At 71.6% G+C, this 13,277-nt stretch carries 15 protein-coding genes; 3 read left to right on the top strand and 12 right to left on the bottom strand.

Features of this window, described 5'->3' with window-relative positions; translation table 11 throughout:
* A partial coding sequence (locus CKO43_RS22350) for an AAA family ATPase (protein ID WP_200380021.1) occupies positions 1 to 667 on the bottom strand: 667 nt, incomplete at its 3' end.
* 186 nt (positions 668 to 853) lie between these two features.
* Positions 854 to 1,486: a pyridoxamine 5'-phosphate oxidase gene (gene pdxH, locus CKO43_RS22355; protein ID WP_200380022.1), complete on the bottom strand. Its 633-nt coding sequence runs from the start codon at positions 1,484 to 1,486 to the stop codon at positions 854 to 856.
* 160 nt (positions 1,487 to 1,646) lie between these two features.
* Here pdxH and CKO43_RS22360 point away from each other — a divergent pair, with 160 nt between their 5' ends.
* On the top strand, positions 1,647 to 2,249 hold the full coding sequence (locus tag CKO43_RS22360) for a nucleotidyltransferase family protein (RefSeq protein WP_200232030.1): 603 nt from the start codon (positions 1,647 to 1,649) through the stop codon (positions 2,247 to 2,249).
* Here CKO43_RS22360 and CKO43_RS22365 read toward each other — a convergent pair.
* Positions 2,138 to 2,857 carry a gamma-glutamylcyclotransferase gene (locus CKO43_RS22365; RefSeq protein WP_200380023.1) on the bottom strand — a complete coding sequence of 240 codons (720 nt, stop codon included), beginning with the start codon at positions 2,855 to 2,857 and terminating at the stop codon, positions 2,138 to 2,140. The genes CKO43_RS22360 and CKO43_RS22365 overlap by 112 nt on opposite strands.
* Before the next feature lie 185 nt (positions 2,858 to 3,042).
* Here CKO43_RS22365 and edd point away from each other — a divergent pair, with 185 nt between their 5' ends.
* Together edd and eda are read left to right on the top strand one after the other, a co-directional pair.
* Positions 3,043 to 4,857 carry a phosphogluconate dehydratase gene (gene edd, locus CKO43_RS22370; protein WP_200380024.1) on the top strand — a complete coding sequence of 605 codons (1,815 nt, stop codon included), beginning with the start codon at positions 3,043 to 3,045 and terminating at the stop codon, positions 4,855 to 4,857.
* Positions 4,848 to 5,480 carry a bifunctional 4-hydroxy-2-oxoglutarate aldolase/2-dehydro-3-deoxy-phosphogluconate aldolase gene (eda, locus tag CKO43_RS22375; RefSeq protein WP_200232027.1) on the top strand — a complete coding sequence of 211 codons (633 nt, stop codon included), beginning with the start codon at positions 4,848 to 4,850 and terminating at the stop codon, positions 5,478 to 5,480. Before edd ends, eda begins: the two co-directional genes overlap by 10 nt.
* 39 nt (positions 5,481 to 5,519) lie before the next feature.
* Here eda and gloA read toward each other — a convergent pair whose 3' ends face one another.
* From gloA to CKO43_RS22420, 9 genes are all read right to left on the bottom strand, one after another.
* Complete coding sequence (gloA, locus tag CKO43_RS22380; protein WP_200232026.1) at positions 5,520 to 5,936, bottom strand: lactoylglutathione lyase; 417 nt, start codon at positions 5,934 to 5,936, stop codon at positions 5,520 to 5,522.
* A 32-nt stretch (positions 5,937 to 5,968) separates the two neighbouring features.
* Positions 5,969 to 6,757 carry an SDR family NAD(P)-dependent oxidoreductase gene (locus tag CKO43_RS22385; protein ID WP_200232033.1) on the bottom strand — a complete coding sequence of 263 codons (789 nt, stop codon included), beginning with the start codon at positions 6,755 to 6,757 and terminating at the stop codon, positions 5,969 to 5,971.
* A gap of 128 nt (positions 6,758 to 6,885) precedes the next feature.
* Positions 6,886 to 8,517 (bottom strand): methyl-accepting chemotaxis protein, encoded by a 1,632-nt coding sequence (locus CKO43_RS22390; protein WP_200380025.1) that lies wholly within the window; start codon positions 8,515 to 8,517, stop codon positions 6,886 to 6,888.
* 193 nt (positions 8,518 to 8,710) lie between these two features.
* On the bottom strand, positions 8,711 to 9,691 hold the full coding sequence (locus CKO43_RS22395) for an MBL fold metallo-hydrolase (RefSeq protein ID WP_200380026.1): 981 nt from the start codon (positions 9,689 to 9,691) through the stop codon (positions 8,711 to 8,713).
* 70 nt (positions 9,692 to 9,761) lie between these two features.
* Positions 9,762 to 10,952 carry a hypothetical protein gene (locus tag CKO43_RS22400; protein WP_242481297.1) on the bottom strand — a complete coding sequence of 397 codons (1,191 nt, stop codon included), beginning with the start codon at positions 10,950 to 10,952 and terminating at the stop codon, positions 9,762 to 9,764.
* Positions 10,953 to 11,104: 152 nt separating this feature from the next.
* On the bottom strand, positions 11,105 to 11,533 hold the full coding sequence (locus tag CKO43_RS22405) for an ExbD/TolR family protein (RefSeq protein WP_200380027.1): 429 nt from the start codon (positions 11,531 to 11,533) through the stop codon (positions 11,105 to 11,107).
* 11 nt (positions 11,534 to 11,544) lie between these two features.
* On the bottom strand, positions 11,545 to 11,985 hold the full coding sequence (locus tag CKO43_RS22410) for an ExbD/TolR family protein (protein ID WP_200232021.1): 441 nt from the start codon (positions 11,983 to 11,985) through the stop codon (positions 11,545 to 11,547).
* A 96-nt stretch (positions 11,986 to 12,081) separates the two neighbouring features.
* Complete coding sequence (locus CKO43_RS22415) at positions 12,082 to 12,888, bottom strand: MotA/TolQ/ExbB proton channel family protein (RefSeq protein WP_200232020.1); 807 nt, start codon at positions 12,886 to 12,888, stop codon at positions 12,082 to 12,084.
* A 97-nt stretch (positions 12,889 to 12,985) separates the two neighbouring features.
* Positions 12,986 to 13,277, bottom strand: a 292-nt coding sequence (locus CKO43_RS22420; RefSeq protein ID WP_200380028.1) for an energy transducer TonB, incomplete at its 5' end; no start/stop codon positions are given.

Raw genomic sequence — 13,277 nt, forward strand, 5'->3', positions numbered from 1 at the left:
GCGTGCGCGCCGCGAGCGCCGTCGCGCCCGAGCCCCCGGCTTCCAGCGCGCCGGCCAGCGCCTCGGCTTCGTCGGCGTCGAACTGCAGCTCGTGGCGCCGGAACTCGGCGAGTTCGCCGCCGGCGCGCCAGCGCGCCAGCGACAGCGGCGGGTCCTGGCGCGTCGCGACGGCGACGGTCCAGCGCGGCCCCAGGCGTTCGAGCACGCCGTCGAGCAGCTCGAAGAACGCGGCATCGGCGACGCGGTGCAGGTCGTCGAAGACGATGACGCCGTGCTCGAGCTCGCAGGACTCGAGCGCGTCGAGCAGTTCGGCCGCCAGCCGGGCGCGGCCGCGCGGGTCGTCGACCCGCGCCAGCAGCGCCTCGGGCGCGGTGCGCCAGGGCGGGTCATAGGGTTCGAGGGCGGCGAACAGGCACTCCAGCAGGCGGTGCAGGTCGTCGTCCTCGTCGGCCGAAACCCAGGCGACGGCGGTGCCGGCGGGCAGCCGCGCGAGCTGGCGCGCCAGTGCCGTCGTCTTGCCGTAGCCGGCCGCCGCGCAGACGAGCACCAGCCGCTGGCCGAGCAAGGCGTCCAGCAGGCGGGCGTCGAGCGCCGGGCGCTCGATCCAGGTGCCGGCCGTGCCGGCGCGTGGCCGAGGCGGCTGGATCTTGGTGCGGGCGAAGCTCATGCCGCGGACCCCGGTGGCGGCGGACGCCGGATTCTGCGTCGCCGGCCTCGGGCCGCGCCTCGGGAGTGTCCGCGACAGGGTTTCCGCGCTGTCCATCGTTAGATGGTCGCGCGCATGCGCCGCCGGCGCGCGCGGCGTGCGACGACGTACGGGCTGTCGGCGCCGTAGGCGCCGCCGCGCCGGCGCCTACGGCGCCAGACGCTCCCGCACCCAGGCGCCGCCGTCCAGGCGGTAGCGCAGCCGGTCGTGCAGCCGGCTCTTGCGGCCCTGCCAGAACTCCCAGCCGTCGGGCACCAGGCGGTAGCCGCCCCAGTGCGGCGGCCGCGGCGGCTGCAGCGCAAAGCTCGCGGCGTATTTGGCGGCGTTGGCCACCAGCACCGCGCGCGAACCGATCACCTGGCTCTGCGGCGAGGCCCAGGCGCCGATGCGTGAATCCAGCGGCCGCGACGCGAAATAGGCGTCAGATTGTTCGGCCGAGGTCTTCTCGACGCGGCCTTCGATGCGCACCACGCGCTCGAGTTCGATCCAGTGGAACTGCAGCGCGGCGAACGGGTGCGCGGCGAGTTCGTGCCCCTTGCGGCTGTCGTAATTCGTGTACCAGACGATGCCGCGTTCGTCGAACTGCTTGATCAGCACGATGCGCGTCGAGGGCCGGCCGTCGGCGCCGACGGTGGCCAGCGTCATCGCGTTCGGCTCGGGCACCTGGGCGTCGATCGCCTGCTGCATCCAGCGTTCGAACTGGCGCAGCGGGTCGGCGTCGGAGGCGGTTTCGTCGAGCGCGTCGCGCTCGTAGCTCTTGCGGAGGGCAGCCAGATCCATGCGCCGAGTATAGGAAGGCGTCCGGAGCGGCCCGCGCACCGCGTCGACAGGCGGTGCTTCCCTTACGTGGAACGCCGTAGGTGAACGTCCCACTGTCTGCTGCCGGGCGCGACCCCCATTCTTGCCTCCACGGGGAGCACCGACGGGAAGGCCAGAGCTAATGAACACGAGCCCGACGATCGTCGTGCTGGCTGCCGGGCACGGGACGCGCCTGCAGCCGGGGCGGCCCCGGCTCGAGCAGCCGCTGGCCGGCTCGACGGTGCTCGGCACGACGGTCGCCAACGCGCTGCAGACCGGGCTGCGGGTGCTGGTCGTGACCACCGAGCGCCTGGTGCCGCTGCTGCTGCCGCAGCTGACGCTGCAGGACCTGCACGTGCTCGCCGAAGACAGCGCGCGCCGCGGCCGCGGCCAGGCGATCGCCGCCGGTGTCGGCGACAGCCCGCAGTCGCCCGGCTGGCTGGTGCTGCCCGGCGACATGCCGCTGGTGCGGCCCGAGACCATGCTCGCCGTCGCCCAGGCGATCGCGCTGCACGCGGTGGCCTGTGCCCAGCACGGCGGCCGGCGCGGGCATCCGGTGGCTTTTGCCGCCGAGCTGTATTCCGAACTGGCCTCGCTGCAGACCGACGAAGGCGCGCGCCGGCTGCTGGCGCGTTATCCGGCGGTCGGCGTGCCGGTGGACGACGCCGGCGTGCTCGTCGACGTCGACACCGACGCCGACCTCGATTCGCTGCGTTTGCCGCAGCGGCGCGTGGCCGGCGGCTGATCGACGGCACGGTCGACCAGCCCGGCGCGTGCGGCCAGGCGCATCAGGCGCTCGATCTCGCGGTCGTGCACACCCCGTTCGCGCAGCGCGCAGGCGGTAGCTGCGAGGTACTCCAGCGTGCTGCCGTAGCGCCCGCGTGCGTGGCGCAGGATGGCCAGCACCTGCTCGTCGGGCAGGCGGCCGGTGTAGTGCTCGCTGCGCCGGCTGAGCGTGAAGGTCAGCGCCGGCACCGTGCCCTGCGGCGTCGCGCAGGGCAGGAAACGCGGGTCGTAGATGCCGCCGCCGACCATCTCGCGCCCCCACAGGCGTTCCAGTTCGGCGTCGGCGGCCTCGGGCCGCATGCGGTAGACGAAGCCGCGGCAGGCGCCGCCCGGCATCAGCGCGAACACCAGCCCCGGCTGCTGCGGCGTGCCGCGGTTGATCTGCGAGCGCATGCGCAGCGCCCGGTGCCAGCCGCGCACCAGCGCCGGCCGGTGCTCGGCGGCGTCGAACTCGGGGCGCCAGATCAGCGAGGCGTAGCCGAAGACCCAGACGTCGCCGCGCGCGCTGCACTCGGCGCGCAGCAGCGCGAGCATCGCGTCGGGGTCGCGTGCGCAGCAGCCGCTCATCGCGGGGCGGCGGCGCGGCGCAGAGGTCTTCGGGGGCGCTGCATGCTCGTCATTGTCCTGGGGCTCGTTGGTTGCAAGGACGGTGCCGGGCATCGCGGCCGATGTCCCCGGGCAGCACGTCACGAAACTCGATGTAATCCGATTACGGACTTTTCGGTGATATGGTTACGGCCGGAGGTTCAGCCATGAAGTCCGCCATCCGCTCCGTCACCGACCGCATCCGCGCGCGCAGCGCCGATGCGCGTTCGGCCTACCTTGAACGCGTGGAACGCCTGCTCGGCCGACCGCGCGGCGCCGACCGCATGGGCTGCGCCAACGTCGCGCACGCTTTCGCCGCGCTGCCGGCGGATTCGCGCCTGCGCGTCGTCACCGAGCGTGCGCCCAACGTGGCGATCGTCACCGCCTACAACGACATGCTGTCGGCGCACCAGCCTTACGAGGCGTTCCCGGCCGTGATCCGCGACGAGGCCAGGCGCCACGGTGCGACGGCGCAGGTGGCCGGCGGCGTGCCGGCGATGTGCGACGGCGTCACCCAGGGCCTGCCGGGCATGGAGTTGAGCCTGTTCTCGCGCGACACGATCGCGATGGGCACCGCGATCGCGCTGTCGCACGACGTCTTCGACGCTGCGCTGATGCTGGGCATCTGCGACAAGATCGTGCCCGGCCTGCTGATCGGCGCGCTGCACTTCGGCCACCTGCCGACGGTGTTCGTGCCCGGCGGGCCGATGTCCACCGGCCTGGCCAACGAGGCCAAGGCCAAGGTGCGCGAGCAGTACGCGCAAGGCCTGGTCGGGCGCGAGGAACTGCTCGCCGCCGAGTCCGCCGCCTACCACGGCCCCGGCACCTGCACCTTCTACGGCACCGCCAACAGCAACCAGATGCTGATGGAGGCGATGGGCCTGCACGTGCCCGGCGCCGCCTTCGTGCACCCGCACGCCGGCTTGCGCGAGGCGCTGACGCGCGAGGCCGTGCGCCGGGTGCTGGCGATAGCCACGCCGGGCGAGCTGCTGCCGATCGGCCGCCTGGTCGACGAACGTGCGATCGTCAACGCGATGGTCGCGCTGCTGGCCACCGGCGGCAGCACCAACCACCTGATCCACTGGGTGGCCGTGGCGCGTGCGGCCGGCATCACGATCGACTGGAGCGACTTCGCCGCGCTCTCCGCCGAGGTGCCGCTGCTGGCGCGGGTCTATCCCAACGGCGCCGCCGACGTGAACCAGTTCCAGGCCGCCGGCGGCCCGGGCTACGTCATCGGCCAGCTGCTGGCCGCCGGCTGCCTGCACCCCGACGTGGCGACGATCGCCGGCCCGGGGCTGGAGCGTTATGCCGCGCTGCCCGCGGCCGCCGGCGACGGCACGCTGGCCTGGCAGCCGGTGGGCGAAAGCGCCGACATCGCGGTGCTGCGCCCGGCCGATTCGCCGTTCTCGCCGAGCGGCGGCCTGAAGCTGCTCCAGGGCAACCTCGGGCGCGCCGTCATCAAGGTCTCCGCTGTGCCCGCCGACCGCCACGTGATCGAGGCGCCGGCGCGAGTCTTCGACGACCAGGAGTCGCTGCAGGCGGCGTTCAAGGCCGGCGAACTCGACCGCGACCTCGTCGCCGTCGTGCGCTTCCAGGGCCCGTGCGCCAACGGCATGCCCGAGCTGCACAAGCTGACGCCGCCGCTGGCGGTGCTGCAGGGCAAGGGCTTCCGCGTCGCGCTCGTCACCGACGGCCGCATGAGCGGCGCGTCGGGCAAGGTGCCGGCGGCCATCCACGTCAGTCCCGAAGCGCTCGCCGGCGGCCCGCTGGCCCGGCTGCGCGACGGCGACATCGTGCGTGTCGACGCCGACGCCGGCACGCTCGAAGCCCGGGTCGACGCCGCCGAATGGGCGGCGCGCGAACCCGCCACCATCACCCCCGGACAGGCCGCGGCCAACAGCCACGACCTGGGCCGGGAACTGTTCGCCGGCATGCGGCGAAACGTCCGCAGCGCCGAGGAGGGCGCCGTCACATGGCTCTGAAACCGAAAGCACTCGCCGCCCCGGGACCCGTGATCCCGGTCATCGTCATCCACCGCGTCGCCGACGCGCTGCCGCTGGCCCAGGCGCTGCTCGCTGGCGGCGTGCGCGTGCTCGAGGTCACGCTGCGCACGCCGGTGGCGCTGGAGGCGATCCGGCTGATCGCGCGCGAGCTGCCCGAGGCGCTGGTCGGCGCCGGCACGGTGCGCAGCGTCGCCGACGCCCAGGCGGCACGCGATGCCGGTGCGGTGTTCGCCGTCAGCCCCGGCTACACCAGCGAGATTGGCCGCGCCTGCAGCCAGATCGAGCTGCCGCTGCTGCCCGGCGTCGCGACCTCGAGCGAGGTGCTGGCGGCGATGGCCGACGGCTACGACTTCCTGAAGTTCTTCCCGGCGGCCGCGGCCGGCGGCATCCCGATGCTGAAGGCGCTGGCCGGGCCTTTCCCCGACATCGCTTTCTGCCCGACCGGCGGCCTGACGCCCGAGAGCGCGCGCCAGTACCTGGCGCTGCCGAACGTGTTGGTGTGCGGTGGTTCCTGGCTGACGCCGCAGGCGACGATAGACGCTGGCGACTGGGCGCACATCACCCACCTGGCGCGCGCCGCGCAGGCGCTGCGCGAAGCCTGAGATCGAAGACCGGCGGCCTCCCGGCCGCCGGCGCGGGCGTCAGGCGCGCAGCGAGTCCTCGGGTGCGCCGGCCTCGGCGCGCTGGATCAGCTCGACCTTGTAGCCGTCGGGGTCGGTGATGAAGGCGATCACCGTCGAGCCGCCCTTGACCGGGCCGGGCTCGCGCGTGATGTTGCCGCCGGCGGCGCGGATCTTGTCGCAGGCCGCGTAGGCATCGGGCACGCCGATGGCGATGTGGCCGTAGGCGCTGCCCAGGTCGTACGACGTCACGCCGTGGTTGTAGGTGAGCTCGATCTCGGCGTGCTCGGGGTTGGATCCGTAGCCGAGGAAGGCGAGCGAATAGCCGTGGGCGGCGTTCTCGCTGGTGCGCAGCAGCGTCATGCCCATGACCTGGGTGTAGAAGTCGATCGACCGTTGCAGGTCGCCGACGCGCAGCATCGTGTGGAGCAGTCTCATGGCGCGGATTGTCCCGCAGCCCGCTGCGCCCCTCAGGCCGGCACGGTGTAGTTGAGCGTCATGCGGCCGCCGTCGACGACGACGATCTCGCCGGTGACGTAGCTGGCCGCGTCCGACAGCAGCCAGGCGCAGACGTCGGCCACCTCGCCGGGCTCGCCCAGGCGCTTCATGGGCGTGCGGCTCATGATGCGCGCCTTGGCCTCGTCGCTGGTCAGCACGGCGTTCTTCGCCAGCTCGGTGGCGATGGTGCCCGGCGCGACCGCGTTGACACGCACGCCGCGGTCGGCGAGCGACAGCGCCATCACCCGCGTGAGCTGGTCGATCGCGCCCTTGCTGGCGTTGTAGCTGGCGATCGACGGGATGGTCAGCCGGCCGTTGACCGAGCTCATGTTGACGATCGCGCCGCCGCCGGCCTTGACGAGTTCGCGCGCGAGCGCCTGGCCGACGAGGAACGAGCCCTTCAGGTTGATGGCGATGACCGCGTCCCAGTCGGCTTCGGTGACCTCGAGGAAGTCGGCGGCCTTGAAGATGCCGGCGTTGTTGACCAGCCCGTCGACGCGGCCGAAGGCGGCCAGCGTCGCCGCCAGCGCGGCGTCGACCTCGGCCTTCTTCGAGACGTCGCAGTGGGCGTAGACGGCGCGGTGGCCGGCGGCCGTCAGCTCGGCCGCCAGGCGTTCGCCGGCTTCGTCTGCCACGTCCCAGAGCGCGACCGCGGCGCCGTCGCGCACGAGGCGGCGGGCGCAGGCCTCGCCTATGCCTTGCGAAGCGCCGGTGATGACGACGACGCGGCCATCGAGGCCGAAATGAACGCCTTGCTGCATGGTGAGGGGCGGCATGGCCGCGACGGGTTCGACGGGCCCGCAGTGTAAGCAGGCCTTGCGCGGCTGGCGCGTCGACCCCTGTGCCCGCGGTGGCTGCGGCCCCTCGGGGCGCCGCCCCGGCAGACGACCTACGCGACCGCTGCCGCGTGCGCGCCGGTGCGCGCGGTGCGGCGCAGCGAGACGGCGTCGGCGGGCGCGGCCGCGGCGCCGCGGCCGGCATCGAGGTGGAACAGCTGCACCGCTTCGGTCACGGCGTCGGCCTTGGCGCGCAGCTGCTGCGCAGCGGCGGCGATCTCCTCGACCAGCGCGGCGTTCTGCTGCGTGATGCCGTCTATGCGTGCGACCGAGGTGTTGATCTGCGAGATGCCCTGCAGCTGCTCGTCGGCGCCATGGCTGATGCCCGAGACGACGCTGCCGACACGCTGCACGGTGCCGACGGCGGCGGCGATGGTCTCGCGCGCCGCTGCGCTCAGCCGGTTGCCGGCCTCGACCTTCTCGGACGAGTCGACGATCAGCTGCTTGATCTCGCGTGCCGCGGTGGCCGAGCGCTGCGCCAGCGCGCGCACCTCACCGGCCACCACGGCGAAGCCGCGACCCTGTTCGCCGGCGCGCGCCGCTTCGACCGCGGCGTTCAGCGCCAGGATGTTGGTCTGGAAGGCGATGCCGTCGATGACCTGGATGATCTCGCCGATGCGGCGCGAGGAGTCGCTGATGACCTGCATCGTCTGCGTGACCTGGTCGACCGCCTCGCTGCCGCGGCGGGTGACGGCCGAGGCCTCTTCGGCGAGCTTGGCGGCCTCGGCTGCGGCCGAGGCGCTCTGGCGCACCGTGCTCGTGATCTGCTCCATCGACGAGGCCGTCTCCTGCAGGTTGGAGGCCTGGGTCTCGGTGCGCACCGACAGGTCCTGGTTGCCGGTGGCGATCTCGCAGGTGGCGTCGCGCATGTGCTCGACCTCGGTGCGTGCGTCGCGCACGATCGAGCGCAGGTTGACGTTGAGCTGGTTCAGCGCCTTGGCGAGCTGGCCGAAGCCGTCGTCGCCCTGCGCCGGCAGGCGTTCGGTCAGGTCGCCGGCGGCCATGCGGTTGGCGAAACCCAGCAGCGGCGCCAGCGGCGCCATCACCAGGCGGGCGAACAGCGCCGCCCCCGCGGTGCTGCCCAGCAGCACGCAGGCGAGCACGGCGTACCAGCCGAGGTAGTGGCCGACGAGGGCGCAGCCGCCGCCCAGCAGCGCGGTGGCCAGCATCAGCGGCAGGTGCCGGCGCAAGCGCGCCAGGCGCCGGATCCGGCCCCAGACGGTGGCGCGATACGGCGTGCCGGCATCGAGCTTGAGCGTCGCGCGGCCACTCTCCTTCTCGCTGCGCATGCGGGCGTAGAGCGCCTCGGCGGTGCGCACCTCGTCGCGCGTGGGTTCGGTGCGCACCGACATGAAGCCTACCGGATGGCCGTCGCGCATCAGCGGCGTCACGTTCGCCATCACCCAGTAGTACTGCCCGTCCTGGCGCCGGTTCTTCACCGGCGCCGACCAGGGCTGGCCGGAGGCGATGCACTGCCACATGTCGCGGAAGGCCTCCTCGGGCATGTCCGGGTGGCGGATCAGGTTGTGCGGTTGCCCCAGCAGGTCTTCCTTGGTGTAGCCGCTCACCGAGATGAACGCCGGGTTGCAGTACAGGATGCGGCCCTTCAGGTCCGTCGTGGAGACCAGGGTCTCGCCCTTGGGGAACGGGAACTCGATATCGCTGACGGGCAGATTGACTCGCATCGTTGACTCCTCCACTGCTTGCGGCTCAGGTGTCTGGAATCGGTCCGGACTGCCGAACGATAAAGAAACCCCGCTGCCGTCAGTGCGGAAAAATGAACGAAACGCTAGTCTCTTCGTTTTGTGATGCGCGTAAATATCGAATGCGACAAGGCCTCGGACAAGCAGGCTGCAGCTTGAGCATTGTTGCGTGTCATTACGTCTGGGCGCCGCGTGGGCGGGCCTCTCGATCGAGCCAGACTTCCATGCCCTGGGCGTTGAGTTCGACGTCCAGCGCCAGCAGGCGGTCCACGTCGTCGGCCGGCAAGTGGCAGCCGTGGGCGGCGAGGCTGTCGCGCAGCAGAGCCGACAGCCCGGCACAGAGCGCCGCGTGGCGCTCGGCGCTGCCGGCCAGGCGGCGGCCGAGCGCGACCATGCCGTCCAGCAGTTCCAGCTGCAGCGCACCCAGGCGCGCCACCTCGCCGACGCGGCCGTAGTGCGTCAGGTACATGGCCTGCGGCGCGCGCGCGAGCAGGCGCTGCACCGAGGCGCGCAGCGCGTCGGGCTCGAACTGCACCGGCGTCGAGGTCGGCATCACCCAGGCGCCGCGTTCGCTGTCGAACTCGCGATAGGACAGGCCGAAAGTGTCGCCGGTGAACCAGCCGCGCGAGCGTTCGTCCCAGATGCAGTGGTGGTGGCGCGCGTGGCCGGGCGTGTCGGCGAACTCCAGTTCGCGCCCGCCCAGTGTGATGCGGCCGCCGTCGGTGCTGGTCAGCACGCGCTCGGCGGCCACCGGCAGCAGCGTGCCGTAGCTGCGAAGCATCTCGGCTTCGCCGTAGACGGCGCTGGCGCCGGCCCAGATCTGCGACGGGTCGACGAGGTGGCGCGCGGCGCGCGGGTGCGCCATCACGCGTGCGGCCGGCAACTCCTGCATCAGCAGGCCGACGCCGCCGGCGTGGTCGAGGTGGATGTGGGTCGGGATGACCCAGTCGACGGCGTCGCGCGCCAGGCCGAGCGCGGCCAGCGCTTCGAGCAGCCGGGGAACGGAGAAGTTGGTGCCGGTGTCGACGATCGCGGCGCGGCCGGCGTCGACGACGAGATAGGCAGCGTCGAAGCGCGGGCGGTGGAAGCCGGTGTCGACGGCGTAGATGTCGTGCCCGCAGGGCTCGACGAAGGCGGGGAGGGCGGGAGCGGTCATCCGCCGATTTTCATCGGCCCGGCCGTCTCCCGCACAGGGCCGCGGCAGGCATGCCGCGGCCGCTCGTCACTCAGTGCGCGACGATCCAGAGGTGGGCGATGTCGGCGGCGCCGTCGTTGCCCTTGACGGCACGCAGCGTCTGCGCGGCGGCGGCCTTCTTGCCGGCCTGCACCTGCGCCTGGCCCAGGCGCAGCCTGGCTTCTTCCGGACGGCGCAGGCCACCCTTGGCGATGCCCTTCTCGATCAGCGCCACGCCCTTGTCGGCCTCGCCGAGCGAGGCATAGGCGAAACCGACCTTGACCAGGTCGTCGCCGCTCTTGTCGGCGGCGGCTTCCGTGGCCTGCTTGGCGATGTCGGTCTTCTGCTGCGCCAGCTGCTTCTGCGCCAGGTCGCGCAGGCGCTGGTGGCGCGAGGCTTCGGCGCCGGTGCCCAGCGCGCCCGACTTGTAGCCCTGCTCGACGATGCGCAGCGCCTCGGCCGGCAGGCCGGCCTGCAGCGCGAGCTGCGACATCTCCATGTACTCGTCGGTCTTGCCGAGCGTGCCGACGGCGAGCTTGAGCCGCATGACGTCGAGCGCGTAGCGGTCGGCGAAGCCGCTCTTGCGCGGCAGCCGGCCCAGGAAAGCCGTCCAGTAGTCCTTCTTCGGATAGTGGGCGACCAGCTTCTCGAGCGTGCCGACGTAGCCGTTGGTGTTGCCGGTGCGCTGTTGGGCGTCGGCCAGGCGCAGCAGGTCGCCTTCCTCGGGCTTGCGGCCGGCCGCTTCGGCGGCGGCAACGGCCGCGCCGGCGTCGCGCGCGATCGCGTTGTAGTCGCCGCTGGAGGACTGCAGATAACCCTGCAGCTGCTTGATCGTCGCGCTGTTGTTGCCCGCGGCCACCGCCTTGTTCAGCCACTCGGTGGCCTTGGCGTTGTTGCGCAGCTGGGCGTAGGCGGCGGCGAGCTGCTCGGCGTACTGGCCGAGCTCGTTGCCGCTGGCTTTGGCGGCCAGTGCTTCCAGCGCCTGCGCCGCGACGGCGTAGTCGCCGGCGCGCTGGGCGGCGGCGGCCTTCATGCGGTCGATGGTCTGCTGCTCGGCGGCGCTGCGGCCACCGACGCTTTCGGCCTCGCGCACCTTGGCCAGCGCTTCGCGCGCCTTGCCCGCCTTCAGCAGTTCGCCGGCCTGTTGCAGCGGCCGGCCGATCTCCGCCCGCATCCCCTGCGCCCCGGCGACGGACAGCCAGCCGGCAGCGACGAGGCACAGGGCAAGGGTACGCAGCTTCATCTTCATCTCTTGGGTTCCTCGGCGAAACGCCGTCCAGCAAACCGCAGGCCCGATGCAGCTCCGCGTGAAGCAAACGCCGCGGCCGGGCTCTGCCCGGCCGCTGGCGTCGCCCCCTCGAGGGGGAGGAGCGGCGCAGCCGCTACGGGGGTGGGTCAGTTCATGAATTGCTCGTTACCCACGATGCCGATCTTGGTCACGCCCAGGCGCTGGGCGCTGGCCATGATCATCGCGACGACCTTGTAGGTCACGAGCTTGTTCGGGCGCAGGTGCACCTCGGGCTGGTCGGCCGCGGCGGCGACCGTCGCCAGCTTGGCTTCGAGCGCCGCGCGGTCGGGCACGATCTCGCCGTTCCAGCCGATGGTGCCGTCGAAGTCGACGTCGATGCGGATGATCTCCGGCGGCTGCGGCGGCGGCGCCGAGTTGTTCGGCGTCGGCATGTTCATCTTCACCGCGTGCGTCTGGATCGGGATGGTGATGATGAACATGATCAGCAGCACCAGCATCACGTCGATCAGAGGCGTGGTGTTGATGTCCACCATCACGTCGTCTTCGTCGCTGGAGTTACCTACTTGCATGGACATGGTTGCTCTCCTCAGCGCGCCACGGCGCCGGCCGGCGGTTCGGTGATGAAACCGACCTTGAAGATGCCGGCGCGCTGGCAGGCCACGACGACGCGGCCGACCGACTCGTAGCGGACGTCACCGTCGCCGCGGATGTGCACCTCGGGCTGCGGTTCCTTCACCGATTCGACCTTCAGCCGCTTCACCAGCGCCTCGATGTCCGGAAGGCGCTCGATGCCCCAGAAGATCTCGCCGTCGCGGTTGACCGCGATGACGATGTTCTCGGGCTTGGTCTGCAGCGGGATGTTGCGTTCCTTGGGCAGCTCGAGCTTGATCGACTGGGTGACCACGGGAATCGTGATCAGGAAGATGATCAGCAGCACCAGCATCACGTCCACCAGCGGCGTGGTGTTGATCGAGCTGTTGAGCTGCTCCTCCCCGCCGTTGTCGGCAGGGCCTACTTGCATCGCCATCGCGATCTCCTGGAGGACGACGGCCGCGCGACGCCGGCATGTTCACCCCGCGGCAAGGCGGGGCGGCAGGCGCCGCGGCGGCCGGTCGGCATCACGTCAGCGCTTGCCGGCGATCAGCACGTTGTGCAGGTCGGCGCTGAAGGCGCGGATCTGGTCCAGCACCGCCTTGTTGCGGCGGATCAGCCAGTTGTAGCCCATGACGGCCGGCACGGCGACGGCCAGACCGATGGCGGTCATGATCAGCGCTTCGCCGACCGGGCCGGCGACCTTGTCGATCGAGGCCTGGCCGCTGATGCCGATGCGCACCAGCGCGTTGTAGATGCCCCAGACGGTGCCGAACAGGCCGACGAACGGCGCGGTCGAACCGACGGTCGCCAGGACGGCCAGGCCGTCGGTCAGGCGGCTCTGGATGTTGCCGGCGGCGCGGTCCACGCTCATCGTCACCCAGGTGTGCTTGTCGATGGTCTCGACCATCGTGCCTTCGTGATGATCGCTGGCCTTGATGCCCGATTCGGCGATGTAGCGGAAGGCCGAACCTTCTTCGAGCGAGCTCAGGCCGGCCTTGACGGTGCTGGCCTTCCAGAAGGTGTCGGTCGACTGGCGCGCGCTCTTCATCATCGCGCGCTGCTCATACAGCTTGGTGAAGATGACGTACCAGCTGCCCATGGACATGATCACGAGGATGATCAGCGTGCCCTTGGCAACGAAGTCGCCTTGCAGCCACAGGGCTTGCAGGCCGTAGGGGTTGTCGATCGCTTCGTGTTCGGCCGCCGCCGCCGGTGCCGTGGCCGCCGGCGGGGCGGCGGTATCGGCCTGGGCGAGGGCGGGTTGGGTGCCAAAGGTGGCGACCAGCGCGACCATCATCGCCGCGAGCGACGATCGCATCAGTTTCATCAAGGACATCGTGCCTCCAAGGGGGAAAGAACGCCGGCGCTGCGCCGCACGTGGGTAAGAGCGTCGCCGCGCGGGTGGCGGCGAGGCGCAAGGACAGGGAGCCTCGTTACTCGAGGTTCCAGACGTATTCGACGGTGGCCTGGCCACCGACCGGATTGCCATGCTCGTCGGTGCCAGGTTTGAACTGGCATTGCGAGAGCTTGGACATCGCGATGCGGTCGAGCAGCTTGTGCTCGCGCGACGGGCCGGCCGATCGCACCAGCTCCGAGCCGGAGACCCGGCCGCTGGCGTCGACGTTGAACCGGACGCGGGTCATACCCGTGGCCTCGGCGCGCACCGCAGCCGGCGGGTAGTCTTCCCGTGTCGGCGCGCAGGAGCGGGCGCTGATGATCGTCGGG

This window comes from Rubrivivax gelatinosus, assembly GCF_016583785.1.
Taxonomy (GTDB): Bacteria; Pseudomonadota; Gammaproteobacteria; order Burkholderiales; family Burkholderiaceae_C; genus Rubrivivax; species Rubrivivax gelatinosus_B.